The sequence below is a fragment of the Sandarakinorhabdus limnophila DSM 17366 genome (assembly GCF_000420765.1).
GTDB lineage: Bacteria > Pseudomonadota > Alphaproteobacteria > Sphingomonadales > Sphingomonadaceae > Sandarakinorhabdus > Sandarakinorhabdus limnophila.
Window position 1 is genome coordinate 56,894 of the sequence record NZ_ATVO01000006.1, and the last position, 26,370, is coordinate 83,263.

28 protein-coding genes are annotated in these 26,370 nt (G+C 65.9%); 11 read left to right on the forward strand and 17 right to left on the reverse strand.

Translation table 11 applies throughout. From position 1 onward, the window contains the following. Positions 1 to 75: 75 nt before the first annotated feature. Positions 76 to 990, reverse strand: a complete 915-nt coding sequence (gene rpoH / locus G566_RS0107870) for an RNA polymerase sigma factor RpoH (RefSeq protein ID WP_022680130.1) — start codon at positions 988 to 990, stop codon at positions 76 to 78. Between the two features lie 4 nt (positions 991 to 994). Further along, entirely contained in the window at positions 995 to 1,957 is a 963-nt protein-coding gene (locus G566_RS0107875) for an RluA family pseudouridine synthase (protein ID WP_022680131.1), read from the reverse strand. A gap of 17 nt (positions 1,958 to 1,974) precedes the next feature. Between G566_RS0107875 and G566_RS0107880 the strand changes: the two genes are divergently transcribed. The 7 genes from G566_RS0107880 to G566_RS0107910 all read left to right on the forward strand — a co-directional run bounded on the left by G566_RS0107880 (position 1,975) and on the right by G566_RS0107910 (position 6,184). Then, the gene (locus tag G566_RS0107880; protein WP_022680132.1) at positions 1,975 to 2,391 is read left to right on the forward strand and encodes a M67 family metallopeptidase; all 417 of its coding nucleotides are present in this window, start codon (positions 1,975 to 1,977) and stop codon (positions 2,389 to 2,391) included. After that, positions 2,391 to 2,645, forward strand: coding sequence for a cold-shock protein (locus G566_RS0107885; protein WP_022680133.1), 255 nt, complete (start codon positions 2,391 to 2,393; stop codon positions 2,643 to 2,645). Before G566_RS0107880 ends, G566_RS0107885 begins: the two co-directional genes overlap by 1 nt. After that, complete coding sequence (locus G566_RS0107890) at positions 2,642 to 3,178, forward strand: hypothetical protein (RefSeq protein WP_022680134.1); 537 nt, start codon at positions 2,642 to 2,644, stop codon at positions 3,176 to 3,178. Before G566_RS0107885 ends, G566_RS0107890 begins: the two co-directional genes overlap by 4 nt. 96 nt (positions 3,179 to 3,274) lie before the next feature. Next, positions 3,275 to 4,078 carry a phasin family protein gene (locus G566_RS14790; protein ID WP_022680135.1) on the forward strand — a complete coding sequence of 268 codons (804 nt, stop codon included), beginning with the start codon at positions 3,275 to 3,277 and terminating at the stop codon, positions 4,076 to 4,078. 182 nt (positions 4,079 to 4,260) lie between these two features. After that, positions 4,261 to 4,623, forward strand: coding sequence for an ATP-dependent Clp protease adapter ClpS (gene clpS / locus G566_RS0107900; protein WP_022680136.1), 363 nt, complete (start codon positions 4,261 to 4,263; stop codon positions 4,621 to 4,623). A 72-nt stretch (positions 4,624 to 4,695) separates the two neighbouring features. After that, positions 4,696 to 5,394: an SDR family NAD(P)-dependent oxidoreductase gene (locus G566_RS0107905; protein WP_022680137.1), complete on the forward strand. Its 699-nt coding sequence runs from the start codon at positions 4,696 to 4,698 to the stop codon at positions 5,392 to 5,394. A gap of 85 nt (positions 5,395 to 5,479) precedes the next feature. Further along, on the forward strand, positions 5,480 to 6,184 hold the full coding sequence (locus tag G566_RS0107910; RefSeq protein WP_022680138.1) for a pirin family protein: 705 nt from the start codon (positions 5,480 to 5,482) through the stop codon (positions 6,182 to 6,184). A gap of 7 nt (positions 6,185 to 6,191) precedes the next feature. Here G566_RS0107910 and G566_RS0107915 read toward each other — a convergent pair whose 3' ends face one another. Beyond that, on the reverse strand, positions 6,192 to 7,577 hold the full coding sequence (locus G566_RS0107915) for a cryptochrome/photolyase family protein (RefSeq protein ID WP_022680139.1): 1,386 nt from the start codon (positions 7,575 to 7,577) through the stop codon (positions 6,192 to 6,194). Positions 7,578 to 7,651: 74 nt separating this feature from the next. On the opposite strand from G566_RS0107915, the gene G566_RS13905 reads away from it, so the two are divergent. Beyond that, positions 7,652 to 8,515, forward strand: coding sequence for a D-amino-acid transaminase (locus tag G566_RS13905; RefSeq protein WP_040605516.1), 864 nt, complete (start codon positions 7,652 to 7,654; stop codon positions 8,513 to 8,515). Positions 8,516 to 8,552: 37 nt separating this feature from the next. On the opposite strand, the gene G566_RS0107930 is transcribed toward G566_RS13905, so the two are convergent. The 8 genes from G566_RS0107930 to G566_RS0107965 form a co-directional block, all read right to left on the reverse strand. After that, positions 8,553 to 9,107 (reverse strand): periplasmic heavy metal sensor, encoded by a 555-nt coding sequence (locus G566_RS0107930; protein ID WP_022680142.1) that lies wholly within the window; start codon positions 9,105 to 9,107, stop codon positions 8,553 to 8,555. Continuing rightward, a complete protein-coding gene (locus tag G566_RS0107935) occupies positions 9,104 to 9,445 on the reverse strand; it encodes a hypothetical protein (protein WP_022680143.1) in 342 nt (113 codons plus the stop codon). The genes G566_RS0107930 and G566_RS0107935 overlap by 4 nt, the downstream gene beginning before the upstream one ends. Continuing rightward, a complete protein-coding gene (locus G566_RS13910) occupies positions 9,442 to 10,020 on the reverse strand; it encodes an RNA polymerase sigma factor (RefSeq protein WP_084706814.1) in 579 nt (192 codons plus the stop codon). The genes G566_RS0107935 and G566_RS13910 overlap by 4 nt, the downstream gene beginning before the upstream one ends. A 21-nt stretch (positions 10,021 to 10,041) precedes the next feature. Next, positions 10,042 to 10,899: a histone deacetylase family protein gene (locus G566_RS0107945; protein ID WP_022680145.1), complete on the reverse strand. Its 858-nt coding sequence runs from the start codon at positions 10,897 to 10,899 to the stop codon at positions 10,042 to 10,044. 77 nt (positions 10,900 to 10,976) lie between these two features. Continuing rightward, on the reverse strand, positions 10,977 to 13,556 hold the full coding sequence (gene pepN / locus G566_RS0107950) for an aminopeptidase N (RefSeq protein WP_022680146.1): 2,580 nt from the start codon (positions 13,554 to 13,556) through the stop codon (positions 10,977 to 10,979). A gap of 48 nt (positions 13,557 to 13,604) precedes the next feature. Continuing rightward, a complete protein-coding gene (locus G566_RS0107955) occupies positions 13,605 to 13,985 on the reverse strand; it encodes a hypothetical protein (RefSeq protein ID WP_022680147.1) in 381 nt (126 codons plus the stop codon). Next, positions 13,982 to 14,971 (reverse strand): phosphotransferase family protein, encoded by a 990-nt coding sequence (locus tag G566_RS0107960; protein WP_022680148.1) that lies wholly within the window; start codon positions 14,969 to 14,971, stop codon positions 13,982 to 13,984. The genes G566_RS0107955 and G566_RS0107960 overlap by 4 nt, the downstream gene beginning before the upstream one ends. After that, the gene (locus G566_RS0107965) at positions 14,961 to 16,061 is read right to left on the reverse strand and encodes an Rv3169 family protein (protein ID WP_022680149.1); all 1,101 of its coding nucleotides are present in this window, start codon (positions 16,059 to 16,061) and stop codon (positions 14,961 to 14,963) included. Before G566_RS0107965 ends, G566_RS0107960 begins: the two co-directional genes overlap by 11 nt. A gap of 126 nt (positions 16,062 to 16,187) precedes the next feature. Here G566_RS0107965 and G566_RS0107970 point away from each other — a divergent pair, with 126 nt between their 5' ends. From G566_RS0107970 to G566_RS0107980, 3 genes are read left to right on the forward strand one after another with little or no spacing between them, the layout of a single operon-like run. After that, complete coding sequence (locus tag G566_RS0107970; RefSeq protein WP_022680150.1) at positions 16,188 to 17,369, forward strand: M48 family metallopeptidase; 1,182 nt, start codon at positions 16,188 to 16,190, stop codon at positions 17,367 to 17,369. A 46-nt stretch (positions 17,370 to 17,415) separates the two neighbouring features. Then, positions 17,416 to 18,222, forward strand: coding sequence for a Rossmann-fold NAD(P)-binding domain-containing protein (locus G566_RS0107975; protein ID WP_022680151.1), 807 nt, complete (start codon positions 17,416 to 17,418; stop codon positions 18,220 to 18,222). Continuing rightward, a complete protein-coding gene (locus G566_RS0107980; protein ID WP_022680152.1) occupies positions 18,219 to 20,492 on the forward strand; it encodes a xanthine dehydrogenase family protein molybdopterin-binding subunit in 2,274 nt (757 codons plus the stop codon). Before G566_RS0107975 ends, G566_RS0107980 begins: the two co-directional genes overlap by 4 nt. A gap of 142 nt (positions 20,493 to 20,634) precedes the next feature. Here G566_RS0107980 and G566_RS15385 read toward each other — a convergent pair whose 3' ends face one another. The 6 genes from G566_RS15385 to der all read right to left on the reverse strand — a co-directional run bounded on the left by G566_RS15385 (position 20,635) and on the right by der (position 26,368). Beyond that, the gene (locus tag G566_RS15385) at positions 20,635 to 21,048 is read right to left on the reverse strand and encodes a hypothetical protein (RefSeq protein ID WP_156874462.1); all 414 of its coding nucleotides are present in this window, start codon (positions 21,046 to 21,048) and stop codon (positions 20,635 to 20,637) included. An 81-nt stretch (positions 21,049 to 21,129) separates the two neighbouring features. Next, on the reverse strand, positions 21,130 to 21,939 hold the full coding sequence (locus G566_RS0107990) for a universal stress protein (RefSeq protein ID WP_022680154.1): 810 nt from the start codon (positions 21,937 to 21,939) through the stop codon (positions 21,130 to 21,132). Positions 21,940 to 21,953: 14 nt separating this feature from the next. Continuing rightward, the gene (locus G566_RS0107995; RefSeq protein WP_022680155.1) at positions 21,954 to 22,667 is read right to left on the reverse strand and encodes a Crp/Fnr family transcriptional regulator; all 714 of its coding nucleotides are present in this window, start codon (positions 22,665 to 22,667) and stop codon (positions 21,954 to 21,956) included. A gap of 69 nt (positions 22,668 to 22,736) precedes the next feature. Next, a complete protein-coding gene (locus G566_RS0108000; RefSeq protein WP_022680156.1) occupies positions 22,737 to 23,636 on the reverse strand; it encodes a DMT family transporter in 900 nt (299 codons plus the stop codon). Then, positions 23,636 to 24,655, reverse strand: a complete 1,020-nt coding sequence (locus G566_RS0108005; RefSeq protein ID WP_022680157.1) for a threonine aldolase family protein — start codon at positions 24,653 to 24,655, stop codon at positions 23,636 to 23,638. Before G566_RS0108005 ends, G566_RS0108000 begins: the two co-directional genes overlap by 1 nt. Positions 24,656 to 24,940: 285 nt before the next feature. Beyond that, positions 24,941 to 26,368, reverse strand: coding sequence for a ribosome biogenesis GTPase Der (der, locus tag G566_RS0108010; protein ID WP_022680158.1), 1,428 nt, complete (start codon positions 26,366 to 26,368; stop codon positions 24,941 to 24,943). Between the last annotated feature and the right edge of the window lie 2 nt (positions 26,369 to 26,370).

The following is a 26,370-nucleotide window of genomic DNA, read 5'->3' on the forward strand; positions in this document are numbered from 1 at the left end:
ATCGAGGCAAGGATGCGACGCCGGGGTGGCGGAAAAGCGCCGCTAGGCCGGCCCGCCGCACGGCCAAACAGGCGCTCAGACTTGTTCCGGCAGCAAGCGCTGTTCGGTCGCGGCTTCCTGCATCGCCTTGGCCAGCTTTTCAAACGCGCGCACCTCGATCTGGCGCACGCGCTCGCGGCTAATGCTGTAGCGCTGGCTCAACTCCTCCAGCGTTTCCGGCTCGTCGATCAGGCGGCGCTGGGTGAGAATGTCGCGCTCGCGCTCGTTCAGGCTCGCCATCGCGGTCACCAGCAACGTGTGGCGCTGGTCACGCTCTTCGCTGTCGGCCAGCAGTTCGTCGGCCAGCGGGCCATCATCGGCCAGCCAATCCTGCCACTGGCCTTCGCCTTCCTCGCGCAGCGGCGTGTTGAGGCTGGCGTCACCGCCATGGCCCATGCGCCGGTTCATCGAGACGACTTCGTCTTCATTCACGCCCAGCGTGGTGGCGATATGTTCAACCTGTTCGGGGCGCAGATCGCCATCCTCCACCGCGCCGATCTTGCCCTTCAGGCGGCGCAGGTTGAAGAACAGCTTCTTCTGGGCCGCCGTCGTGCCGATCTTCACCAGGCTCCAGCTGCGCAGGATATATTCCTGAATCGCCGCCTTGATCCACCACATGGCATAGGTGGCGAGGCGGAAGCCCTTTTCGGCATCGAATTTGCGCACGCCCTGCATCAGGCCGATATTGCCTTCTGCAATCAGCTCGTTCACCGGCAGGCCATAGCCGCGATAACCCATGGCGATGCGCGCCACGAGCCGCAGGTGGCTGGTCACCAGCTTGGTGGCGGCCGCCGGGTCCTGATGCTCGGCCCAGCGCTTGGCCAGCATATATTCCTGTTCCGGCGCCAGCAGCGGGAACTTGCGGATTTCGGCCAGATAGCGGTTCAGCCCGGCTTCCGAGCCCAGGGAAGGAATGCTGGTCTGCTTCACGGCGGGAAGATTTGAACTCATCGTGTCACTCCAGTCCGGTCCCATCAAGGCGACCGATCAACGCCACCATATCGGCTGGCAGGGGGCTTTCGAAACAAAGCTTTTCTTGGGTCACGGGATGCACAAACCCCAGTGTCGCGGCGTGCAGGGCTTGCCGCTCAAAGGCCAGATCCTTCAGCAGAGGAGCCAGCTTGCCAGGGGTGCGTCCGTACACGGCATCACCCAATAGGGCATGGCCGATGGACGCCATGTGAACGCGGATCTGGTGGGTGCGGCCCGTTTCCAGCCGGCATTCCACTTGCGCTGCGCCGTCAAAGGCCGCCACGGTGCGGAAATGGGTGATGGCATGCTTGCCGCGGCCATCCTTCACGATCGCCATCTTTTGGCGGTTGGCCGTGCTGCGCGCCAGCGCGCCTTCGATGCGGCCGGCGGGCGGCACCGGCACGCCACCAACAACGGCGGTGTAGCGGCGATCGACATCGTGGCGGGCGAATTGCGCGGCGAGGCCTTCGTGGGCCTTGTCCGTCTTGGCGACGACCAGCAGCCCCGATGTGTCCTTGTCGATGCGGTGAACGATGCCCGGCCGCGCCACCCCGCCGATGCCCGAAAGCCGCCCGGCGCAACGGTGCAGCAGCGCGTTGACCATGGTGCCATCATAATTGCCGGCGGCGGGATGCACGACCAGCCCGGCCGGCTTGTCCACCACCAGCAGATGATCGTCTTCATGAACGATGGTGAGCGGGATATCCTGGGCGACGGTGTCCGATGGGCGGGCTTCGGGCACGTCCAGCGTTAGCGCCTCGCCGCCCTTCATCTTGGTGGCCGGATCCCAGATCACTCCAGCCGGGCCGGACAGGCGCCCGCCCTGCACCAGGTTCTTCAGGCGCTCACGGCTGTACAGCGGCACGGCTTCGGCCAGCGCCTTGTCCAAGCGCTGGCCGGCCGCCGTGGCCGGCAAGGTGATCAATATCGACTTTTCAGCCCCCATAGCCTAGCGATGTTGGCATGAAGTTGCAGATATCAAGCGGGGATCGGCAGATTTTGCTGGAAGCAGCAGCCGCCTCCCCGCAAGCGGAAGTGTGCGGGCTGCTGCTCGGGCAGAACAGGGATGGGGCTGGCCGGGTGGAAAGCCTTGTGCCCGCCCGCAATGTTGCAGCCGATCCGGCGCGCAGTTTCGAGATTGATCCGGCCACGCTGCTTGCCACGCACCGCGCGGCGCGGGGCCAGGGCCGCCAGGTGATCGGCCATTGGCACAGCCACCCCAACGGCCGCACCGCGCCGTCGACCCGCGATGCCGCCCGCGCGACGGAGAATGGCCAGATCTGGCTGATCATCGCTGGCGGCGAGGTCACCGCGTGGGTGCCGCATGCCACTGGTCCCGGTCCGGCCACATTCCAGCCCATCGCCATCGAGGTGGCGTGATGGCCAGTGGCGAAGTGAAGTGGTTTGATGGCAAGAAGGGCTATGGCTTCATCACACCTGATCTGGGGCCGCGTGATGTGTTCGTGCATGTGTCCGCGGTGAATGCTGCAGGGCTGGTGCAATTGCAGCCGGGGCAGCGGCTGGACTTCGAGCTGGCGCAGGATGGCGATGGCCGCCTGATCGCGCTGGGCCTGATGATGCGAGACGATGGCGGGGTCCAGGATCCTTCCGCCGAACCGGGGGTGGTGCGATGAGCGACTTGAGCCATTGGGTGGTGCGCTGGCTGTGCCATGATCTGGCAACGCCGATCGCCAGCGTGATGACAGCGAGTGAGTTGCTGGACGATGAGACGCCCGATGCCGAGATCAACGAGTTGATCATGTCGGGCGCGCAGCGGTTGACCGGGCGGCTCCGGCTGGTGCGCCTCGCGCTGGGTGTCGGCGAAAACGCCATGGCGGGCGCTCCACTGGGCAAGCTGGTGATGGCCGGACTGGATGGCACCAGCGTTGATTGGCAATTTTCCAGCGATGCCATCGATGGCATGGCCCCGCTTGTGGCCGGCTGTGCCATGCTGGTGGCGGATCTGAACCGGATGCGGGCGCTGGTGGTCACACATGATGGGGTGGAGGTGCCGCAGGGCTGCGCCTGGCCTGATTCGGTGGCCGCCGTGTTTGCCGGCGCCCCGGCCAGCGACAACCGCAGCGCCGTGGCGGCGATGCTGGTGGCCACGGCCGCGCGGGCTGGCAAGACTCTTTTCAGTGATAACAAAGGTTTGCGCTGGAGCTGATCAGCACCGGCGGAAATTTGCTGCACCGCAACATACGGCCTCTTGAATCCGGGGCGGCATCTGCATATGTTGCATTGCAGCAAGCCGGAGACACAGATGACCGCCAAGACCTCAGCGCCCAAGTCCAAACCTGCCGCCAAGCGTGCGCCGGTGAAGGCAAACGCGCCGGCTGCGGCGGCGCCTGCACCAAAGGCTGTAGCCCTGACCATCGATTCTGCGCCGGAACCTGCCGTGGCCGAAGTGGTGGTTGAAACTGCCGCGGCACCGGAACCTGTGGTGGCACCTGCCCCCGCCAGGGTGCCGTTCACGCCGGAACCTGCCGATGTGGCGCCCGTCGCGGCTGTCCCTCCGATTACCTCCACTTCCCTCTCTTCTGATTCCGCACGAAAGGAACCGATCATGGCCACTGCCTTTGAATCCACCCAGGACACTGTTCGCTCTGCCGTCACCCAGCTCAGCACCCAGGCCGAAGCTGCACTCAGCAACGGCAAGGCTGCCATGGAGCAGGTGACCGCCAAGTCGAAGGAAGCCGTCGAAGCCAGCATGAAGAGCATGGACGAGATGGGCGAAATGACCCGCGCCAACGTCGATGCGCTGATGGTTTCGGCCAAGGCCGCCACGACCGGCGTCGAGCAGCTGATGACGCACCTGACCGAAGCGTCGAAGAAGTCGTTCGAAGATACCTCGGCCATGGTGAAGACCCTGGCCTCGGCCAAGACCCCGAACGATCTGATGCAGCTGCAGAGCGAATTCGCCAAGACCCAGTTCGACGAAGCCGTCGCTCAGTACAGCAAGATGACCGAAATGATGGTCAAGCTGGCTGGCGAAGTGATGGAGCCGATGCAGAACCAGATGGCAGTCGCCACCGACAAGCTGAAGTCGGCCTGGACTGCCAAGTAAGTTCTGGCACACAAGCGCGCCGCCTGTCTGACGGGCGGCCTGCAACAGCAAGGGGCGAGCGGCCGGCATGGTTGCTCGCCCCTTTCGCTTGGGCCGGCTGTGACGGCAGCGCCCCTTTTTTCGCGAGTATTTTTTGCTATATAGGGGTGGATTGCTCGCCTTTACCCTCCGGAATTTCCTTGATGCTGGCAGGCCTTGATCCGCGCATGACCGATGAAGAGCGCGACGCTGGCAGTGGCGGCGGCGGCCGCACCGGCGTGGGCCTGGCCACCAAGCCGCTCGCCAAAACGGCCAAGCCAGCACTGTACAAGGTGCTGATGCTGAACGACGATTACACCCCGATGGAATTCGTCGTCCTCACCCTGCAGCGCTTCTTCAAGATGAGCATTGAGGATGCGACGCGGGTGATGCTGCACGTGCACCAGCGCGGCGTGGGCGTGTGCGGCATCTTCACCTATGAAGTGGCCGAGACCAAGGTGAACCAGGTCATCGATTTCGCCCGTCAGCACCAGCACCCGCTGCAGTGCACGATGGAAAAGGACTGATCGGCCCGCAGCAATTGCGCCTGCGACCACGCGACCTCTGACCCCGCACTGCTGCCGCGCTAAGCGGTGGGCATGACCCTTCTCCCCAGTTTCCAACCAGGCCTCACTGCGCTGATCGTCGGCGCCACCGGTGGCATCGGTGGCGCCTTTGCGGCCTTGCTTGATGCCGATCCAGCCGTGGCCAGCGTCACGCGCTGGAGCCGCAGCGGCGGCGTTGACCTCACCGATCCCGCCAGCATCGAGCGCGCCGCCGCTGCCCTAACCGTCGCGCCCGATCTGGTGTTCATCGCCACCGGCGTCCTGCACGGGGCGGGACTTGCGCCCGAAAGGGCCAACAACCAGCTTTCTGCAGAGGCGCTCTCCACCGCCTTTGCCATCAATACCATCGGCCCGGCGCTGATCGCCCGCGCCGTGCTGCCGCTGATGCCCAAAGGCCGCAAGACGGTGCTGGCGGCGCTGTCGGCCCGGGTTGGCTCGATCAGCGACAACCGGCTCGGCGGCTGGCACAGCTATCGTGCGTCCAAGGCGGCGCTCAACCAGTTGATCCACACCATGGCCATAGAACAGACGCGGCGCAGCCCGGAGCAGATCCTGCTCGCCCTGCACCCCGGCACGGTCGATTCCGGCCTGTCCAAACCGTTCCAGAAGGGCGTGAGGACGCTCTTCACGCCCGAGGAATCAGCCCGCCATCTGCTGCGTGTGATCGATCAAGCCATACCGGCGCACTCCGGCCTGCTGCTCGACTGGCAGGGCGAAGTCATTCCCTTCTGATATGGCTGCTGCGACAGCGCCGCATCTGGCAGGCCTTGCGCCCGCCCCCATATCGGCTGCATCCACTCCAACCGGAGACAATGACATGCCCACCTATCTGCACCGCAAATCTGAAGACCGTGGCCGCGCCGATCATGGCTGGCTGAAGGCGACGCACAGTTTCTCGTTCGGCAACTATTATGATCCCAAGATCATGGGTTTCCGGGCGCTGCGCGTGATCAACGAGGATCGCATTGCCGGCGGTGGCGGGTTCCCGACGCACCCGCACGACAATATGGAGATCGTGACCTACATCCTGGATGGCGCACTGGAACACCGCGACAGCATCGGCAGCGGCGCCGTGATCCGCCCCGGCGAAGCCCAGCGCATGAGCGCCGGCACCGGCATCCGCCACAGCGAGTTCAATGCCAGCCAAACCGATCCGGTGCATTTGCTGCAGATCTGGCTGCTGCCCAACAGCCAAGGTATTGCGCCTGGCTATGAGCAGAAGACGTTGCCGCAGGTGGCGGACGGCGTATCGCGGCTGGACGTGATCGCCGCTCCGGAAGCGCCGGAAAGCGCCGTCACCATCCACAGCGACGCCAGCATCAGCCGCGCCGTGCTGGCGCCTGGCGGCACGCTGAGCGCGCCCGTGTCGCGCGGCCATGCCTTGGTGCAGGTGGCGCGTGGCAGCCTGGTGGTGGACGGCCACGCGCTGAAGCAGGGCGATGGCCTGGCGGTAAAAGATGCCGCCGAACTGGCGCTGTCGTCGGACGAAGGTGCCGAAGCGCTGGTGTTCGATCTGGCTTAACCCGCTTTCACGGCCGCCCCCTCGCAACTGCAAATGCTTGCAACGCGCGAGCGCGGGCGGCTTCGTGATTGACGATCGGCGCCGGATAATCCCGGCCCAGCTTCACGCCAGCGCGGATCAGCGGCACCCCGGCGTCCCACGGTGCGTGGATCAGATCGTCGGGCAGTTTGGCCAGTTCCGGCACCCAGCGGCGGATATAATCGGCAGCGTCGAACTTGGCGCTTTGACCGATGGGGGCAAAAATGCGGTTGAAGGGCGATGAATCGACGCCCGATCCCATCACCCACTGCCAGCCCTGCGCGTTGCTGCCGTAATCGGCATCGACCAGGCAATCCCAGAACCAGCGTTCGCCGTGGCGCCAATCGATAAGCTGGTGCTTCACCAGGAAGCTGGCCGTTATCATGCGCACCCGGTTGTGCATCCAGCCCGTGGCCCACAATTGCCGCATGCCGGCATCGACAATGGGATAGCCGGTCTGGCCGTGGCGCCAGGCATGAAGGCCCGCCGGATCATCGATGAAGGGAAAGTGATTGAAGGCGTCGCGGTTGGGCGCGTCGCCGTGATCGGGGAATTGCTCGATGATGTTGGCGGCAAAATCGCGCCAGCCCAGTTCGCGCAAATAAGGCTCGGCAACGCCCTCGCCCACCGCATCGGCAATCACGTGCCAAGCGGTGTTTGGGGAGACTTCGCCCAGCGCCAGATGCGGGGACAGGCGCGAGGTGCCCTCCACTGAAGGCAGATTGCGCGCGGCGTCATAACGGGCGGCTCGCCGGGCAAAGTCGGTCAGCCGTGCCGCCGCACCGATTTCGCCCGGCTGCCAGTCGCTGAACCCGCCCGACCAATCCGGCGTCGTCGGCAGCATGCCCCATTGGCTGAGATCATCGCTGGCGATGGCGCTCGCATCGGCCCAGCGCAATTCCGGCACCGGGCGTGGACGCGGTGGCGGCATCTGTTCGAGCAGCTTTTTCCACCACGGCGTGAAGATGCGATAGCGCCCGCCGGTGCCGCTCAAGACGCTTTCAGGCGGTGCCAGCGTGACGCCGAGATGCTCGGTTACCGCGCCCGCTTCTGCCACTTGTACCGCAGCCCACGGCTCATGATGGATCAGCGTGTGCACTTCGGCGCCTAACTCTGCGGCCAGCGCCTGCACGATTGGCCCAGCCCGCCCACGCCGCAGGATCAGCTGGCCGCCACGTTCAGCAATGCTGCGCGACAGGCTTGTGAGGCTGTGATGCAGCCACCAACGTTGCGCTGCACCCATGCGCCATGCTGCCGGCGTCTCATCATCCAGCACATACACCGCCGCCACCGGGCCACGTGCGGCAGCGGCGATCAGGGCGGCGTGATCAGCGAGGCGCAGATCGTTGCGGAACCAGACAAGCTGGATGGTCATCGTGTCTCTCTCGACAATCAGGAGCGTCAGCCGCTAGACGCTTCCCATCATCAAGTCACCGGGGTCGCAACACCATGCCGCAACTGGCCTATGTCAACGGGCGCATCCTGCCGCTGGCCGACGCCAGCCTGCATATCGAGGATCGCGGCACCCAGTTCGGCGATGCCGTGTATGAAGTGTGCGCGGTGATGAACGGGCGCATCCTTGATTGGGACCCGCACCTCGTTCGCCTGCGCCGCAATCTGGCGGAACTGGGCATCGTGCTGGACATCGCCGATGGCCCGCTCACCCTGCAGGCGCGGCGGCTGATTGCGGCCAACGGCCATGCCGAATGCATCATCTACATGCAGGTCAGCCGCGGCACGGCGAAGCGCGATCATGCGTTTCCGGGCGCAGCGCCGGCCAATCTGGTGATGACCGTGCGGCGCTTTGATTTCGCCCAGCGTCTGCGTCAGCTGGAAACCGGCATTGCTGTCATCACTCAGCCCGATACGCGCTGGGGCCGGGTAGACATCAAGACCACCGGCCTGCTGCCCAACGTATTGGCCAAGCAGGCCGCCAAACAGGCCGGCGCGTTCGAGGCGTGGCTGGTGAGCGGGGAGACGGTGCGCGAAGGCAGCAGCACCAACGCCTGGATCGTCAAAGATGGCCGCACCATCACCCACCCTGTGGGCACGGCAATCCTGCCCGGCATCGCGCGGGACAGCCTGATCCGGCTGGCGCACGCGGCGCAACTGGTGGTGGAAGAACGGCCGTTCACGCTGGCTGAAGCCCTGGCGGCCGACGAGGCCTTCCTAACCTCCACCACCGCCCCGATCCTGCCGGTGGTGCGCATCGACGGCACTGCAGTGGGCAGTGGCAGCACTGGCCCGGTGGTGCGGCGGCTGGCAGAACTCGTCTGGAACGAAGTGGCCCGCCAGACGGGCTGGCGGGCCTGAGATGCGGGGCTGAAGCCCCATTCGGGAGGGGTGTGGATCAGCCTTCCATCGGCTGCGCGGTCGGCGCCGGCATCGGGCGTGCTTCACCGTCGCTACGTAGACGGCGAACGCGGTCGCGCCAGCCATCCATGCGGCCCTGCATCCGCGTTTTCATGGCGCGGCTGTCGGTCACGAAGGCCTTGCGGTCTTCGGGGCTCAATTTCTGGAAGGCGGCCAGCATGGCGGCCTGACGCTGCTGGCGGGTTGCATCGGCCAGGCTGCGCTCTTCATCCATGGCGCGCTTGACGGCACTGGCATCGAAACGCTCGGCCTCCAACGCGGCCAGCATCTTTTCGCGCGCGGCTTCCACCTTCTGGCGGTCGTCACGGCGATTGCCGCCGGCCATCATGGCTTCGTGCATGGTCTTGCGACCAGCCTCGCTCATGGAAGGGAACATGCGGGCGCCCATTTGGCCCATCTTGGGACCAGCGCCATGGTGAGGGCCAGCGCGGTTCGCAGCCGGCGGCGCGGGGGGCACCGGCTGGGCAAAAGCGGGGGCGGTAAACAGCGGGCCGGCGATCAGCGCCGCCAGCAGCAGCGTCTTGGGGGTCATATCAGGTCTTCCTCGGCAGCCGTCGGCGTGAATACCAGGGCAAAGGCTTCGGCCTCGCCCGCTCCTGCCTCGGCCGACGGCGAGACAACAGCATCCTGCGTTGGGGGGGACGCAAAACGATCAGACAGGCCGATCCAGCTGCCAACGGCGACCACCAGCGCCAGGCTGGCAGCCATCAGGGCCGGACGCCAGGCGGGGGCCGCGCGGCGCGGTGCATCGCGCAACTGCGGCTGCGCCAGGATGGCGGCAACATCAACCGACGCACCTTCCATCGGCGCCGCGGCCCACTGGCCAAGCAGCGCATCCAGATCGGTTTCGGGGGTTGGGACGGCGGTCACGAGCGTGGGCTTTCGTTCATCAGGGTTCGCAATTCATTACGGGCACGGCCGAGTAATCCCTCGACGGCCTTGGCGGTGGTGTCCATCTGATCGGCGATTTCGGCCATGCTGAACCCGTCGCCATGAAACAGGCTGAGCGCCAGGCGCTGGCGCGGATTGAGGCGGGCCATCGCCAGCTCCAGCCTTGCATGGCCATCGGCGCGGATGGCAGCGGCTTCAGGATCAGGGCGGTGATCGGCCAGTTCGGCAGCGGCATCCAATGGCTGCACCGGGCGGATGGCGCGGCGGCGATCAAGGCAGAGATTGACGAGGATGCGGCGGAACCAGGCCTCAGCCGAGCCACGCGCCGGATCGAAGCGGGGCCCGTGTGTCCACAACCGGGTAAAGGCCTGCTGGCAGACATCCTCGGCTCCGGCGCGGTCATTCAGCGTGCGAAACGCCAGCGCCAGCGCCGGGCGTTCGAGCAGGCGCACCAATTGGGTGAAGGCGGCGCTGTCGCCATCCGCAACGCGCAGCATCAGCACCGTCGCCAAGGTGGCGGCGGGAGGAGCTGATCCGGGCGCGGGTGCTTCCATCTTCACATTGGCCTTACGCGATCAGGCGACCGCATCCCTCGCGCGGGCACTCCACGCCTGCCAACTCGCCGTCAGCGCCAGCGCATGGCGGCGGGCAACGTCGGCCGGATCAATAGCATAGCCGCCGCCCAGCGTGACCGCCAGCGCTGCCCCGGCCCGCGCCGCAAGCCGCGCCACCAACGCCTCGCGGGCGGCGAGGCCATCATCTGTCAGTGCCAGCCTTCCGAGCCGGTCGTCGCGGTGCGGATCGACGCCGGCCTGATGCAACACCAACTGCGGTCGATGCCGGGCGAGCAGCGCGCTGAGCGCCGGTTCCAGCGCCGCCAAATAATCCGCGTCCCCAGTGCCGTCGGGCAGGCCGATATCATGGGTGGAGCGCGCCTTGCGCACCGGGAAATTCTTTTCGGCATGGATGGAGAGCGTGATGATGTCACAGCGCCCGGCCATGATGCGGGCGGTGCCATCGCCCTGGTGCACGTCGCAATCTACGATCAGGATGCAGCGCGCGGCGCCTTCGGCCACCAGCCGGTTGGCGGCGATGGCGAGATCATTGGTGACGCAATAACCGGCACCACCGTCGGGACCGGCATGATGGCTGCCACCGGCGCCGTTGGCGGCCCAGCCGTGGGCGAGCGCATGCAGGGCCGCCGCGTAGGTGCCGCCGGCCACCAGCCGCGTGCGTCGGGCGACGGCGGGGGTAACAGGCAGCCCGATGCGGCGTTCCATGTCGGGCGGCACGGCGGCGGCGAGCACGGCATCGACATAGGCCTGATCATGCACGGCATACAGCCACTCCACCGGCATCAACGGCGGATCGCGCGGATCCACCGCCTGCCCGCGCGCAGCCAGTTCAGGCAACAGCAGGGCATATTTGCTCATTGGAAACCGATGCCCCGGCGGCAGCGGCGGCGCGTAATCGGGGTGGAAGAACAGCGGGAGCGGCGGCGCTCCGTATGTCACGTCAACGCCCGCGACGCCATTTCCAGCACGTCCTTCGACATGCCGGCAGTGCCGGCGATGCGTTCCAGTTCGCCGCGCATCAGGGCGCTGCGGGCGGCATCGAACCGGCGCCAGCGACCCAGCGGCACTGCCAACCGGGCGGCGCTCTGCGGGTTGACGCGGTCCACCGCGATCAACTGATCGGCGAGCAGGCGATAGCCGGCGCCATCGGCATTGTGGAACCAGCGTTGATTGGCCGCGAAGGCCCCGATCAGGCTGCGCAGGCGGTTGGGATTGACGATGGTGAAATCGCGGTGGCCGATCAGCGCCTTCACATTGTCCAGCACGTCGGGCCGGTTGGCCAGCGCCTGCACGCTGAACCATTTGTCGATCACGTCGGGATTGCTGGCAAAGCGCTGGTGGAAATCCGCCAGCACGGCTTCGCGCTCAACCGAGGGACTGTTCACCAGCGCCGTCATCGCGCCCATGCGATCGGTCATGGTCGCGGCCGTGTCGTACTGGCGGCGGGCGGCCGCAAAGGCTTGTTCCGAACCGGCGGTGACCAGATAGCCCAGCGCGACATTGGCCAGCCGGCGGGCGCCCTTGGCTTCCGGGGTGAGCGCCGCCGGATCAGCGCTAAGCGCTGCCGTGGCGTGCGCATAGGTCTGCCACCACTGCTCCTCAAGGCCCTGGGCGATGGCCATGCGCGCGGCATCACGGCGGCGGTGGATGGCCTCTACCTCCACAGTTTCCGCAGCATCGCCGATGAAAGCCTCGGTCGGCAGCAGCACCGCCTCACCCTTGAAGGCGGCATCAAGGCCGGGGTCCTGCAACGTGCCGCGCACCGCCGTCACCAGCTCGGCCGGATCATCATCGGTGGAGAGTACCGAAAGGGCCAGGCGCTGGAACGCTTCCCAGCGCGCGAACGGATCATCATCATGGGCAGCCAGGAAGGCGAGATCAGCGCGGGCTGTCTCGGCCTCCACCACCACCGGCGCCGAAAAGCCGCGGTTGAGGCTGGGGAGCACCGGTTCGGCCACTGCGTCGAAGGTGATGTGGGTGACAGCCTCCTTCAGCTGCACCACCAGCTCCTCGCCGATGCGCTTGCCGCTGCTGCGACCTATCAGCGCCAGGCGGAACGGCATGTGCATGGTCATCTTGTGTGGCTGGCCCGGCGTGGCGGCCAGCGACTGGCGCAGGGTCACTTCCACACGGCCACCCGCCTGGCGCAGATCGACTGTAACGCGCGGCGTGCCGGCTTGTTCATACCAGCGCCGGAACTGGCCCAGCTCGACGCCACCCGCATCTTCCATCGCATTCACCCAATCCTCGCAGGTGACGGCCTGGCCATCGTGACGCTCGAAATACAGATCCGCACCGCGCCGGAAGCCTTCGGCCCCCAGCAGCGTGTGCAGCATGCGGATCACCTCGGCGCCCTTGTTGTAGATGGTCGCGGTGTAGAAATTGGCGATCTCGATATAATGATCGGGACGGATCGGGTGCGCCAAGGGCCCGGCATCTTCGGGGAACTGTACGGCGCGCAGCGCCCGCGCATCATCGATGCGGCGCACCGCGGCGCTGCCCTGATCGGCACTGAACTGCTGGTCACGGAAAACCGTGAGCCCTTCTTTCAGGCTGAGTTGGAACCAGTCGCGGCAGGTGACGCGATTGCCGGTCCAATTGTGGAAATATTCATGCGCCACCACCCCGGCCACCGCATCGAAATCCTGATCGGTGGCAGTTTCGGTATCGGCCAGAATATATTTCGAATTGAAGATGTTGAGGCCCTTGTTCTCCATCGCGCCGGCATTGAAATCAGCCACGGCGACGATGTTGAATTCGTCCAGATCATATTCGCGGCCATAGATGCGCTCATCCCAGTCCATGCTGGCCTTCAGCGCCGCCATCGCATGGTCGCAGCGCGACACATCGCCCGCCGCCGTCCAGATCGCGAGCTTCACATGGCGGCCGCTGGCGGTGGTGAATTCATCTTCCAGCGCGCTCAACTGCCCGGCGACCAGCGCGAACAGATAGGCGGGCTTGGGCCAGGGATCGGTCCAGCTGATGTCGTGACGGCCGCCGGGCAGATCCTGTGACGCGCCACGATCACCGTTGGACAGCAGCACCGGAAACTGCGCCTTGTCCGCCTCCAGCCGCACTGTGTAGCGGGACAAGACATCGGGTCGATCGGGGAACCAGGTGATGGAACGGAAGCCTTCCGCCTCGCACTGCGTCACCAGCCGGCCTTCGCTGGCATAAAGCCCCATCAGCCGCGTGTTGCGCTGCGGGTGGATTACGACTTCGGTTTCCACCACCGCGCTGTCACCGGCAATCAGCAAGGTGAGTGTATCGCCATTTGGCCAGGCCGCCACGCCCACGCCATCAATACGGATGGCGGTGGTTTCCAGCGCGTGGCCATCCAGCACCAGCGGGCGATTGTGGGTGCCATTGCGCTGCACCTGCAGCCGGGCCTTCACCACGGTGCGAACATTATCCAGCCGGAAATCAAGCTCCACCTGCGGCACCAGCCAATCTGGCTCGCGGTAATCCGTCAGGCGCACTTCGGCCAGCGGCGGGTTGGTTCGGGCATCAAGCATGCACCCATGGTGCGCGAAAGGGGTGCCAAGGGGAAGCGGTTTCTGGTGCTACTCCACGGGAACAGGCGGCGGCAGCATCAGCCCGGCCAGCACCTGCCACTCGGCGGCGGCTTCGGCTTTCAGCAAAGCCAACGCATGTCTGTCGCCTTGTGCCAACAGCGCGCCCAGCGCCACTGCCCGGGTATCACGGCCATCCGCGGCAGTGCCCAGCAGCGGGCGAGCCGCATCGGCGCAGGCAGCTTCGCGGGCCGGCCTGGCCGCCGTTTCCGCCGCCGCGATCATCAGGATCAGGGCGGATGTCGCCGCGGTGCCGCCGGCATAATTGGCATCAGGCGCTTCAGCCTGCCCGAGCAATTGCAGTGCGGGCGCCACTTCATTGGCCTGGGCGTTGGCCAAAGCGGCGAGCAGGGCGGGCAGCGGCAGGCTCACAGGACGGCCTCCAGTGATTGCGCCAGGGTGAGCGTGTGGAAGCGATAGGGGATGGTGCCGGCGAACATCAGCACCGGATCATGGCTGCGGCCATCGATGATCTCGCGCGCGGCGCTGATCCAGATCACCAGCCCCTGCACCTGCGCAAACAACCGCCACCAGCGCCAGCTTTCGGGGTTGAGCCTCAGGCCGGAGGCGGCTTCCCATGTCGCAATGGCTTCGGCCAGCGGCAGCGTGGCAGCGGGCCGGCCGGAGAAGTTCGACCACAAGGGATCGCATGCCCAGGCAAGATCCTCGTGCGCATCGCCGGGGTGGACCATTTCCCAATCCAGCACGGCCAGCAGCCTGCCAGCCCCGTCATGCAGGAAATTGCCGGAGCGATAATCGCCATGCACGATGCTGATGCGCGGCGGCGGCGGCGGCAGATTGGCGGCCAGCCAGCGGAAGGCGGCATCGAGCAGCGGTTCCGGGCGGAAGGCATCGGCGTCAAAGGCCGCCTTCCAGTGCGCCAGCCGCGCCGATGCGGCATCAGCCGGCGCCATGGCGGGCAATCCCGCCTTGCCCGGATCCTCGGCGTGGATGTGGCCCAAGGCGGTGAAGAATTGCCGACCGATGGCGGCCGCATGATCACCATAGGGTTCGGGTTCAAGCAGGCCAGCCGCTGCACCGCCTGGCACTTCGCGCATGAGAAACCCGGGCGAACCAAAGCTTTCCGGGCCTTCGTCGCAGAACACGGGTTCGGGCACTGGCACATCGGTCCCGGCGAAACACTGGATGGCGCGATATTCGGCCAGCCGGTCGGTCTCGATCAGGCTCGACGGCGGGTCGCGGCGCAGCACCAACGCTTCGCACCGGCCCGATGCGCCCGTGGCATCAAAGCGATAGGTCTGCCGCGCCGAGCCGCCGTGGAAACGCTTCAGGCCGGTGATGCTGACCGTTTCCCCCCAGCGTGTCGACAGGAAGCGGACGAGATGTTCAGCCGGCAAGGTCGAACAGCTCCTTGAAACCCGACGGTGCGTGCGGGCCGATCGCGAGTTGCTCGAACAGGCCGCGCCCCACGAGCGGAGCCGCACCGCCGATCGACAGGCTGGCCTCGCTCAGGCCCTGCACATGGGCGTTCATCGGGTTGGCCGGATCGACGCCGGCCAGATCAATCACCTCGTGCGCAACGACCTCCGGCCCCTGGAACATCCCGTGCCCGCGCACCGGGTGGCCATAGCCAATGCCGCGCATCATGAAATTGTCGCCGATGCGGAAATCCACCGTCACCGGGCGGCCATCCTGCAGACGCGCCTCCAGCCGCGCGGCACCAGCGTGGCGGCTGCCGGGGCGGAAGGCCAGCGCCATGCGCGGGTCTTCCAGCGGGAATTCGGCGCCGTCCTTCAGACGCACCAGCACGCCGGCACGGTTCCACGGCCGGCCATGTTCATCGTCGTTCGAATGGAAGAACAGGTGCCAATCATCGAAGGCCGTCGGCGTCCACAGCCAGAAGAATTGCGGCGGGATTGCCGGCTGCGGGGTTTGCGGATCGGCCGCGCCAATCGGGCGCACACCCCAGCTGCGATCGCGAGTGCCGCGCCAACCGGTGAGATCATGCGCCACCCCAGCGGCGCTGATCTGCCCACTCCACTGGCCGCCCTGCGTCATGCGCGTCACGTCCATGATGGTGCGTGTGCCGATGCGGCGGATGAAGCGCGGCTCCAGGATCGGCGCGGCGCGGCCGGTGAAGAGCAGTTCCCCGGCGATGCCGGTGTCGTTGGGCGCAATGCCAAGACGCAGTTTGTGCAGCGGTTCAACCACCTCCAGCGTGACCGGGCCAACGCGCAGATCCATGCGCTCGCCGTGGAGGATGCGACTGGCGAACAGGCTGTGTTGCTGGCCGCCTGCCAGAACCGAAACCGCGCAATCGATGATGTTGAGGTGCGGGTAGATGCCCATCGCCACGCCCACCACCGCACCGCCATCCGGCGCCTGCGCGCTGAAGAAATAGCGATCATAGAAATTGCGGTCCGTCCCTGAAACCGCGATCGGCTCCGGAGTCTGGTGGATGGGATAATCGTCGGCGCGGCTGAGCATGTGCGGATGGTGGCATGGCTGCGGGGTGCGGCAAGCTGTGCAAAAGCGGCGGGTCAGCGGTGTGGCCGCGGCACAAGCTTGTCTATCTGTATTGTTCATGCAATACAGACGCCAACAGGAGACACCATGGCATTTGATCCGGAACTGGCCACACAGGCCTATATGGCGACCCTGAAGGGCGCGGCGCGGGCGAAATCCGATGCCTATTTCGAGGGTGGCTACTGGCTGATCCTGGCGGAATTTCTCGTCACACTGGTGGCCAATCTGATCGTCTTGCGCCTGGGCTGGGCGGCGCGGCTGTCGCGCTGGGCGCGCAGCAAGGCGGGTCCGTTGCTCGCCGCTTTCCTGTTTGCCGTGCCCTATCTGCTGCTGATCACCATCATCACCGCGCCCTATGTCCTCTACACCGACTTCTTCCGCGAACATGCCTATGGCCTGTCGAATCAAGGCTTTGCCGAATGGGGCGGCGAGCAGCTGATCTTCATTGCGGTCGATACGCTGCTGGCGGCGCTGCTGTGGATGGGCGTGCACGCAGCCATTCGCCATTTCCCGCGCAATTGGTGGCTGGGCGGCGCCGGCCTGACCATCGGGGTGATGATGGTCACGATCACGCTGGCGCCGGTCTATCTTGATCCGTTGTTCAATGACTACACACCGCTGCCCGATGGCCCGGTGAAGACCGAAGTGCTCAAGCTGGCGCGTGCCAATGGCGTGCCGGCCGACAATGTCTATCTGGTTGATGCCAGCCGCCAATCGGATCGCATCTCCGCCAATGTCAAAGGCCTGTTCGGCACCACCCGCATCGCGCTGAACGACAATCTGATGAAGCAGGACATTCACGAGATCCGCTCGGTGATGGCGCATGAGCTGGGCCATTATGTGCTCAATCACATGTGGAAACTGATCATCACCGTTGCGCTGCTCATCGCGGTCAGCCTGGCGGTGGTGGCGGTGGGCACACCGTGGTTGCTGACACGCTTTGGCGGGCGCTGGGGGATCGAGGGCATGGCCGATCCCGGCGTGTTGCCGGCGCTGACCCTCGTGATCAGCCTTGTGTTTTTTCTGGGCACGCCGATCACCAACAGTATGATCCGCGTGCAGGAACAGGAAGCCGATGTTTTCGGCCTCAATGCCGCCCGCGCGCCCGATGGCTTTGCCCGCATTGCGATGAAGCTGTCGCAATATCGCAAGATCGAACCCTCGCCGTTAGAAGAGGTGATCTTCTTTGATCATCCCAGCGGCCACACCCGCGTGATCACCGCCATGCGTTGGAAGGCGGAGCATCTGGACGCATCGGACATCAAATAGGCCGGCAGCGCTGGCGCCTGCCCGCGTCGTGGCCTAGACAGGTGCCATGCATCTGCTGGTTCTTGGCCTTGGGTACAGCGCGGGTATGATCGCCCAGGCGGCGCAAGCGGCGGGCTTTGCGCTGACTGCGGTGCGCTCGCGCCCCGGCCCGGGTGTGCTCACCCTGGACAGTGCGGAATTGCCGGACGTCATCGCCAGCGCCACGCACATCTTGTCTTCGGTCCCGCCCGCAAGTGACGGCAGCGATCCGGTGCTGGTCGCGCACGGCGACGCACTGGCCAGAGCACCGGCGAAATGGATCGGCTATCTTTCCTCCACAGGTGTTTATGGCGATGCCGGCGGGGCCTGGGTGGACGAAGCCAGCCCGCGCCAGGGTCGCCGCGGCGGGCGCAACCTGGCCGATGAGCAGTGGGAGGCGCTGCACGCTGAGTCCCGCGTGTTCCGCCTGCCCGGCATCTATGGCCCCGGCCGTTCCGCGCTTGATCGGCTGCGCGCGGGGCCGGTCGCCCGCATCGATCTGCCCGGCCATGTGTTCAGCCGCATCCATGTCGATGATATTACAGGCAGCGTGCTGGCCAGCATGCACGGCGGCCCGGCCGGCGTTTACAACATCGCCGATGATCTGCCGGCGCCGGGCGAAGCGGTCACGGCCGCGGCCGCACGGATGCTGGGGATGGAGCCTTCGCCGCTGATCCCGCTGGAACAGGCTGCTCTGTCGCCCATGGGCCGCGCCTTCTATGCCGAGTGCCGCAGGGTGGCCAATGGCCGCATGAAAAGGCAGCTTGGCTATTCGCTGTTATACCCCGATTATCACGCCGGCCTGTTGGCCTGCCTTGAGGAGTCTGCCCCATGAAGTTCGGCACCGGCCAATCGATTACCCGCGTCGAGGACGCCCGCCTGCTCACCGGCCAGGGCCGTTTCACCGATGATCTGTCGCGGCCCGGCATGCTGTATGGCGTTACCCTTCGCAGCCCCCATGCCCATGCCGAAATCAAGGATATCGACGTGTCGGCCGCGCTGGATGTGCCGGGTGTCGTCGCCGTCTACACCCACAAGGATGTCGAAAGTTACGGCCCGATCCCCTGCTTGGTGCCGCTGTCAGGTGAGGTGAAAACGCCGCGCGTGCTGCTGGCCGATGATCGCGTGCGCTTCGTGGGTGATGGTGTCGCCTTTGTTGTCGCCGAAACCCGCGAGGCGGCCCGCGCCGGTGCCGAAGCCATTTTCGTGGATTATGAAGAACTGCCCGCCGTGGCCAGCATCGCTGCCGCGCTTGCGCCTGATGCATCCCTGATCTGGCCGGAAGCCAAGTCGAACAGCCTGTTCGATTGGCAGGTGGGCGATGGCGCGGCGGCCGATGCCGCCATTGCCGGCGCCACACATGTGACGCGCCTGAAGATCATCCAGAACCGCATCGCGCCCACCTCGATGGAGGTGCGCGCCGCGCTGGGCGAATATAGCGAAGGCGAAGGCTTCACGCTGACCACCGGCAGCCAGGGCGTCGCTTCCATGCGCAGGGAGCTGGCCAAGGCCATCTTGCAAGTGCCGATCGAACAGATGCGCGTTGTCACCCACGATGTCGGCGGCGGCTTCGGCATGAAGAGCTTCCTCTACCCCGAATATGCGCTGTGCCTGCATGCCGCCCGTCACTTGCGCCGCCCGGTGAAGTGGACGGGTGAGCGCAGCGACGCCTTCCAGACCGATACCCACGGCCGCGCCATGGAAAGCGAGGCCGCGCTGGCCCTTGATGCGCAAGGCCGCATTCTGGCGCTGAAGGTGGAAACCTGGTCCGATCTGGGCGCCTATCAGGCGCAGTTCGGCCCGGCGATCCAGACGATGGCCGGCGGCCGCATCATGGGCGGCGTCTATCGCATCCCGGCCATCCACAATCTGGTGCACGGCGTTGTGACGAACACCACCCCGGTCGATGCCTATCGCGGCGCCGGCCGCCCGGAATCGGCCTATATCATGGAGCGGCTGATCGAAGCCGCCGCCCGTGAAATCGGCATCGGCGTTGACGAGATGCGCAGCCGCAACCTGCTGCTGCCGGCCGAACTGCCGCACGAAAACGGCCTGGGACTCACCTTCGACATCGGCAATTTCCCCGCCGTGCTGGAACGCGCCAAGCAGGTGGCCGATTGGGCCGGCTTCGCAGGGCGCAAGGCGGAAGCCGCCAAGCGCGGCAAGCGCCTCGGTCGCGGCATTGCCTATTATGTCGAAATCGCTGGCGGTGGCGGCACCGAGGAACATGCCGATGTGCGGGTTGCGGCCGATGGCACAATCGAAATGTCGGTCGGCACCCAATCCAACGGCCAGGGCCATGAAACCGTTTATGCGCAGGTCGCTGCGGCGAAACTCGGCGTGCCGATGGACCAGATCCGCATCGTGCAGGGCGACACAACCCGCATGGAGGTGGGCGGCGGCACTGGTGGCTCGCGATCGATGGCGTTCGGCGGCGGCGCCGTGCTGGTGTGTGCCGACGACATGATTGCCCGCGGCACTGCGCTGGCCAGTGAAGATCTGGGCAGCGACGTCGATTACAGCGATGGCCTGTTCAAGGCGCGCGGCAGCAATGCCACGCTGAGCTGGGCCGAACTCGCCAGCCGCCACCCCGGCGCATTGGATGGCCGCAGCCGGTACACCACCAAGGAATCCAAGCCCGCGCCCACCTTCCCCAACGGCTGCCACATCGCCGAAGTCGAGCTGGACCCGGATACCGGCATGATCGCCGTGACACGCTACAGCTTGGTCGATGATTTCGGCGTGCTGGTGAACCCGATGCTGGTGGAAGGCCAGATCCACGGCGGCATCGCGCAAGGGCTGGGCCAAGCCGTACTGGAGAATATCGTTTATGATGAGGCCGGCCAGCTTATCACCGGCAGCCTGATGGACTATGGCATCCCGCGCGCCGACGTGATGCCGCCGGCGGTCGCCTTCGAAACGCTCAACACTCCCTCGCCCACCAATCCGCTTGGCGTGAAGGGCTGTGGCGAAGCTGGCACGATTGGCGCCATGCCATCGGTGATCAACGCCATCATCGATGCGCTGGATGGCCAGCAGGTGGAAATGCCGGCCACGCCGGAGAAACTGTGGCGGCTGGCACAGGCGCTGCCGAAGGCCGCGTGACACACCAGAAAGAAGGAAGGCCGTCGTCCCTGCCCGGGTCGACGGCCTTCCGTTGGTTGATCGGCCCGGCGTCACCCCCCGCAGGATGGGTGGGAGACGGAGGATGCAGTCCGGTCGACAACCAACCCCTGAAACGGGGAAATCAGGTAATCACGGCCACGAAGATGGCCCAGGCCACCATCAGCAACGGCACCGTCATCACCTGGGCATAGGCTGCCCGGCCTGAAAGATAGCCGCTGGCGGTATCAATTCCCCACGCTCCCTTGCGCGGGACGTCATCCTTGTTGGGGCCCGACGCCTGCTGCATCATCAAGGGCAACCCATAATAGGCCACCAGCACCAGACCGAACACCACGAAGATCAAACCAAGCCCGGTGCCTGCCTGAAACGCAACATACATGATGGAAAGATAAGCCGCTCCAGCCCCCAACAGTTGTGCTAAGAGTTTGTTTGGCAAGTCAAAATCCAGTCGCCTTACACCTTGTTCAGGTGCAGGAACGCCCTGTTTGGCGCCTTCGATCGCCACGCCATGCTCTTCGCGGAATTCGAATTTCATTTCCCCTCTCCCAAGCTGCGCCCGCCACCGGGCGTCCCTCAAGAAACTGCCAAGCCCGGCTGGCCTTCGCCTTGATCCAGATCAATGGGCGATCAGGATTGGTGCCGGCGCATCCGCCAACAGCCCACGCGTAACCCCGCCAAACAGCATCTGGCGCATGCGGCTGTGGCCATAAGCGCCCTGCACGATCCACGCCGCCTGCCGTTCCGCCGCCACCGAACGGATCACCTGTTCGATGCTGGAACTGCCCTGTGCGCGTTCCACCACATCGGCATGGATGCCATGGCGAGACAGGAAGGCCGCTGCGGCGCGCACACCGAAGGCCGTGTCTTTCTCTTCCACCGTCAGCAACGTCACCGCCTCGCTCAGGGCCAGCAGCGGCAGCGCCGCGCGCAGCGCCCGCGCTGCTTCCTGTCCGCCATCCCAGCAGACAAGGGCGGGGCCGGCCACCGTGATGCCGCGGGCGTTGGGCGGCACCGCCAGCACCGGCGCCGGGGAACGGATGGCGACATCGCCGGTGATCCCCAGTTGCAACGCGGCCTGGCGCGAGAACGGCCCGGCGCTCATCATCACCACATCGGCGAGCCTCGCATATTCAACCAGCCGATCGCTGGAATCGCCATCGGCCGATAGCCATTCCCAGCTGACACCTTCCTGGGCAAGCCGGGCTTCCACCGCGACCCGCTCTTCCTTGCGGCGGGCTTCCACCGCATCGATCAGGGTGGTCACTGGAAAGGCGCCCATCGCCGGATCGCCCAGCGCATAGGCAGCATAGGGCATCACCGACAGGCAGACGAGATGGCCACCAGTGGCGCGGGCCAGATCGAAGGCGGCGTTCAGCCTGGCCTCCTGGCCATCGTCACCTTCGATATGCACAAGGATCGTTTTCATCAGTCTGTCTCCCTTCAGACAAGTTCTTCGGCGGCTTCGGCCAGCGCGTCGGGATCATGGATCTCCACGCGGCGGCCGCCGGGCAGGCCGATCACCCCGGCATTTTTCAATCGCGTCATCTGGCGGCTGACGGTTTCGATGGTCAGGCCGAGCAGATCGGCCATTTCGCCGCGGCTCAGCGGCAGTTCGATGATGGTCACCGTTTCGCCATCGTCAACGCCGCTGCGGTGGGCGGTTTCGGTGATGAAGCCGGCAACGCGGGCCAGGGCGGTGGCCCGCGCCAGCCGGCTCAACCGGGTGCGCACCGCACCCAGTTCGGCCAGTGTGCGGCTCAACAGGGCGCGCTCCATCGCCGGATGCGCGACCATGGTGCGTTCAACACGCGCTTGCGGAAACTGGCACAGGCTCACAGGGGTGAGTGCCACGATATCATGCGTGGCCGGGAGCGGCTGGCCACCGGCAAAGGGCGTGCCAACGAAATCGCCCGGCCATAACAGGCCCACGATCACTTCCTGCCCGGCCGGATTGATATGGCTGATCTTCATCAGGCCGCGCTGGATATTGGCGCAAATCGGCGCTTTGTCGCCGGCGTGCACAAGCGTTTCGCCGCGCGCCAGGCTGCGCTGCACACCGCAGGCGGCCAGCGGTGCCAGCTCCTCATCGGCCAGCACGCCGCACAGGGCCTGCCCACGCACACCGCATTGCTTGCAGCTGTTCCCGAAAACCATCGTCTCTCTCCCGCGCCGATATTGGCAGGTCGGACGGGCCGTGGAATCGGGGCGGTTACGTAGGGGAAATTACGCTTGCTTGGCTTTCAGCGCGATGACGAGGCCGATCAGCGCCAGCGCAATGCCGGCGACGGCCGTCAGGGTCCATTGATAGCCTTCCAGCACGGTGGAGAGCGCCATCGCCACCACCGGCACCGCCACCCCGTTCCACGCCGCCGGCCCCGCCCCCACGGTGCGGATCAGGATGTAATAGAGGTTGAAAGCCACTGCCGAAGCCGCGATGCCCAGATAGGCGAGGCCGGCTAGATAGACGGGCGCCGTCGAAATGACCGGCGGGCCCGAAATGCCCCACGCCACCGCGCCATCGATCAGCGCGCCCCACGCCATCGCCCAGGCGATGCCAGCTTCCAGTGGCATCGCACGGCCCTGCGGCGTGGCCTGCAGCACATTGGCAACGCTGGCGGAGATGACGCCGCCGAACGCGAGGGCAAGGCCAAGGCCCATCTGTTCACCCCCAGGCTTGCCCAGATCGGGCGCAAACAGCAGGGCGACGCCAGCGAGGCCGATGGCGCTGCCGATCATGAAGCGGCCGGTAACGCGTTGGCCGAGGAAGACGGCCGAGAGCGCCGTGTTGGTGACGAGCAGGAAAGCGAAGGTGAGGCTGACCAGGCCGGAGGCGAGATATTGTTCGGACCGGTAGACGAGATTGAAGTTGAGCACGAACTGGCTGATCGCGACGAGCAGCGCAAAACCATGCTGGCGGCCGGTGAGCCGCAAGGATTTGCCCCTGACCAGGCACAGGCCGAACATCACGGCGGCGCCCAGCGCAAAACGCCAGGTCACCGACCAGCTGGGCGGCACTTCACCCAGCTGCGTGCGGATCACGAACCAGGTGCTGCCCCAGATCAGGGTGCAGACGATGAAGGCAAACCAGGCCAGCGGGGTGAAGCGGCCTTCCGTCGTTGCCATCAGCCCGACGCCAGCGCGCGGGCCAGTGCCTCGACGTGGGCGGCCGGTGTGTCCCAGCTCACCACCAGCCGAGCTTCGCCCGAACCGGCATCGCCCCAATCATAGAACTTGAAACCTTGGGCGCGCAGCCGGTCGGGTTCACCGGGGGCGAGTTGCACGAAGACTTCATTGGCCTGCACCGGGTGCAGCAGGCGATCGCTGGCGGCGGCGGCGAGCGCCTGCGCGCCGGCATTGGCGGCGCGGGCATTGCGCAGCCAGACATCATTTTCCACCATGGCGATGATCTGCGCCGCGTTGAACCGGCCCTTGGAGGGCATCTGCCCGGCACGCTTGCGGCGCCAGCGCAACTGATCAGCAAGGCTGAGATCGAACAGCACCAGCGCTTCGGCCGAAAGTCCGCCGTTCTTGATGCAGCCAAAGCTGATCGCATCGACGCCCACCGCCATTTCGCTTGGGTTACAGCCCAATTGCGCGACGGCATTGGCGAACCGCGCGCCATCCAGATGGACACGCCAGCCCTTTGCAGCGGCATGGGCGGTGAGCGCGGCGATTTCGGCCGGGGTGTAGACGGTGCCGCATTCGGTGGCCTGGGTGATCGAAAGCGCGCTCAGCTGCACCTGGTGCACATCGTTGCGGTGGCTGGCCAACGCGACATCCAACCCGGCCGGCGTCAGCTTGCCGTGTTCGCCGGCGCACAGCATCAGCTTGGCTCCACTAGTATAGAATTCCGGCGCGCCGCATTCATCGACATGGATATGCGCTTCGGTGTGGCAGGCCACCGCGCCCCACGGCGGCACCAGGCAGGCCAGCGCCAACGCATTGGCGGCCGTGCCGGTGCTGACCGGCAGCGCCATGCATGCGCGCCCGAACAGGGTGGTGAACAGCGCATCGAGCCGGCGGGACCAGTCATCGCCGTCATAACCCGCGTTCTGGGCTGGAGCGGCGGCGGCAAGCGCGGCCAACACTTCCGGGCAAGGCGCCGCGGCGTTGTCAGACATGAAGTTGGCGGCAAAGGTCATGCGGGTTCCGATAGGAAGGCAAGGGGTTGCCGGTCAATGGCACAATGCGCGCCAGGCGGCCCCTGCCCTGTGTGGCAGGTCGAAGCAGGGGGGCAGGGCCAAAAGCGAAACGGCGGCCCCCGAAGGGACCGCCGTTCGTTTGTTCAGCCTTGGAGGCTTCGCGATCAGAACGCGAAGTTCAGGGTGGCGCGACCGCCGTGATCGTCGTTGCGTGCGCCAATATCCGTGAAGCTTCATCGCCCTGCCCCCGTTCCGCCCCTTGTCTGTGTCCGGGGCCGGCAGCCCCTATTTCTTGTGATATGGGTTGCGCCCGCCGCGGAACGTCAGCCGGATCGGCAGGCCGCCAAAATCCAGATCGGTCGACAGGCTGTTGGTGAGATAGCGGGCATAGCTGGCCGGCAGACCTTCGGTGCGGTTGCCGAACACAACGAAGGTGGGCGGCCGCGTCGCGACCTGCGTGACATAGCGCAGCTTGATGCGCACGCCGCCCGGTGCCGGCGGCGGGTTGCGATCGGTGGCGGTTTCGAACCAACGGTTGAGCGCGGAGGTCGGCACCCGCCTCGACCAGCGCTGGCGCGTCGTCATCGCCACTTCGATCAGCGTGTCGAGGCCCTTGCCGGTGGCGCCCGAACAGGTGAGCAAGGGCACACCCTTCACCTGGCTCAGACCATCGTCCAGCGCTCTCCTTACACCCTGGAACAGGCGGCTCTGGTCGTGGGCGGCATCCCACTTGTTGAGCGCGATGATCAGCGCGCGGCCTTCGGATAGCACCTTGTCGGCAATGCGCAGATCCTGCGCCTCCAGGCCCAGCGTTGAATCGAGCAGCAGCACCACGACTTCGGCAAAATCGATGGCCAGCTTGGTATCGGCGGCCGACAGCTTTTCCAGCTTGTCGGTGACCTTGGCGCGTTTCCTGAGGCCCGCGGTATCGATCAGGCGGACGTGCTGCACATTGCCGTCGCGGTCCACCCAGTCCCAATCAATGGCGATGGAATCGCGGGTGATGCCGGCTTCCGGCCCGGTGACGAGGCGCTGTTCACCCAGCAGCTTGTTGATCAGGGTAGACTTGCCGGCATTGGGGCGGCCGACGATGGCGAGCTTAAGCGGGCCGGGCGGCGGTTCCGGGATTTCGCTGTCTTCGTCGGCAGGCGGCGCGTCGTCGTCTTCGCTCTCGGCAACAGGGGCTTCGGCCAGAAACGGCGCCAGCGCCTGATAGAGATCAGCCAAGCCGAGGCCATGTTCGGCCGAAAGCCCGATGGGTTCGCCAAAGCCCAGTTCATGGCCTTCGTTGATGCCGGTTTCAGCCTGCATCCCTTCGGCCTTGTTGGCAACCAGCACCATCGGCACACCGCTGCGCCGCAGCCAGGCGGCGAAATGCCGATCCATCGGCGTCACCCCGGCGCGGGCGTCGTACACCAGCAGCGCCACCGTGGCGCGGCCCACCGCAGCCTCGGTCTGGGCGCGCATGCGGCCCGACAGGCTTTCCTCACTGCCGTCTTCGAAACCAGCGGTATCCACTGCGACGAAGTTCAGATCGAACAGGCTGGCCGAGCCTTCGCGGCGATCGCGCGTCACACCGGGCTGATCATCAACCAGCGCCAGGCGGCGGCCGACCAGCCGGTTGAACAGGGTGGATTTGCCGACGTTGGGGCGGCCGACGATGGCCACGCGCGGCGCGTCGACGTCGAAATCGAGAATGTTGGCAGAAGACATGC

What these genes read in the sequence shown, in the direction of transcription:
- G566_RS15385 (WP_156874462.1), bottom strand. Translation starts at nt 21,048, where the DNA reads ATGAAATTCGAATTCCGCGAAGAGCATGGCGTGGCGATCGAAGGCGCC.
- G566_RS0107990 (WP_022680154.1), bottom strand. Translation starts at nt 21,939, where the DNA reads ATGAAAACGATCCTTGTGCATATCGAAGGTGACGATGGCCAGGAGGCC.
- G566_RS0107945 (WP_022680145.1), bottom strand. Translation starts at nt 10,899, where the DNA reads ATGAGCAAATATGCCCTGCTGTTGCCTGAACTGGCTGCGCGCGGGCAG.
- G566_RS0107965 (WP_022680149.1), bottom strand. Translation starts at nt 16,061, where the DNA reads ATGCTCAGCCGCGCCGACGATTATCCCATCCACCAGACTCCGGAGCCG.
- G566_RS0107880 (WP_022680132.1), top strand. Translation starts at nt 1,975, where the DNA reads ATGAAGTTGCAGATATCAAGCGGGGATCGGCAGATTTTGCTGGAAGCA.
- G566_RS0107890 (WP_022680134.1), top strand. Translation starts at nt 2,642, where the DNA reads ATGAGCGACTTGAGCCATTGGGTGGTGCGCTGGCTGTGCCATGATCTG.
- pepN (WP_022680146.1), bottom strand. Translation starts at nt 13,556, where the DNA reads ATGCTTGATGCCCGAACCAACCCGCCGCTGGCCGAAGTGCGCCTGACG.
- clpS (WP_022680136.1), top strand. Translation starts at nt 4,261, where the DNA reads ATGCTGGCAGGCCTTGATCCGCGCATGACCGATGAAGAGCGCGACGCT.
- G566_RS0107875 (WP_022680131.1), bottom strand. Translation starts at nt 1,957, where the DNA reads ATGGGGGCTGAAAAGTCGATATTGATCACCTTGCCGGCCACGGCGGCC.
- G566_RS0107995 (WP_022680155.1), bottom strand. Translation starts at nt 22,667, where the DNA reads ATGGTTTTCGGGAACAGCTGCAAGCAATGCGGTGTGCGTGGGCAGGCC.
- G566_RS14790 (WP_022680135.1), top strand. Translation starts at nt 3,275, where the DNA reads ATGACCGCCAAGACCTCAGCGCCCAAGTCCAAACCTGCCGCCAAGCGT.
- G566_RS0107980 (WP_022680152.1), top strand. Translation starts at nt 18,219, where the DNA reads ATGAAGTTCGGCACCGGCCAATCGATTACCCGCGTCGAGGACGCCCGC.
- G566_RS0108005 (WP_022680157.1), bottom strand. Translation starts at nt 24,655, where the DNA reads ATGACCTTTGCCGCCAACTTCATGTCTGACAACGCCGCGGCGCCTTGC.
- G566_RS0107930 (WP_022680142.1), bottom strand. Translation starts at nt 9,107, where the DNA reads ATGACCCCCAAGACGCTGCTGCTGGCGGCGCTGATCGCCGGCCCGCTG.
- G566_RS0107885 (WP_022680133.1), top strand. Translation starts at nt 2,391, where the DNA reads ATGGCCAGTGGCGAAGTGAAGTGGTTTGATGGCAAGAAGGGCTATGGC.
- G566_RS0107975 (WP_022680151.1), top strand. Translation starts at nt 17,416, where the DNA reads ATGCATCTGCTGGTTCTTGGCCTTGGGTACAGCGCGGGTATGATCGCC.
- rpoH (WP_022680130.1), bottom strand. Translation starts at nt 990, where the DNA reads ATGAGTTCAAATCTTCCCGCCGTGAAGCAGACCAGCATTCCTTCCCTG.
- G566_RS0107905 (WP_022680137.1), top strand. Translation starts at nt 4,696, where the DNA reads ATGACCCTTCTCCCCAGTTTCCAACCAGGCCTCACTGCGCTGATCGTC.
- G566_RS0108000 (WP_022680156.1), bottom strand. Translation starts at nt 23,636, where the DNA reads ATGGCAACGACGGAAGGCCGCTTCACCCCGCTGGCCTGGTTTGCCTTC.
- der (WP_022680158.1), bottom strand. Translation starts at nt 26,368, where the DNA reads ATGTCTTCTGCCAACATTCTCGATTTCGACGTCGACGCGCCGCGCGTG.
- G566_RS0107910 (WP_022680138.1), top strand. Translation starts at nt 5,480, where the DNA reads ATGCCCACCTATCTGCACCGCAAATCTGAAGACCGTGGCCGCGCCGAT.
- G566_RS13905 (WP_040605516.1), top strand. Translation starts at nt 7,652, where the DNA reads ATGCCGCAACTGGCCTATGTCAACGGGCGCATCCTGCCGCTGGCCGAC.
- G566_RS13910 (WP_084706814.1), bottom strand. Translation starts at nt 10,020, where the DNA reads ATGGAAGCACCCGCGCCCGGATCAGCTCCTCCCGCCGCCACCTTGGCG.
- G566_RS0107970 (WP_022680150.1), top strand. Translation starts at nt 16,188, where the DNA reads ATGGCATTTGATCCGGAACTGGCCACACAGGCCTATATGGCGACCCTG.
- G566_RS0107915 (WP_022680139.1), bottom strand. Translation starts at nt 7,577, where the DNA reads ATGACCATCCAGCTTGTCTGGTTCCGCAACGATCTGCGCCTCGCTGAT.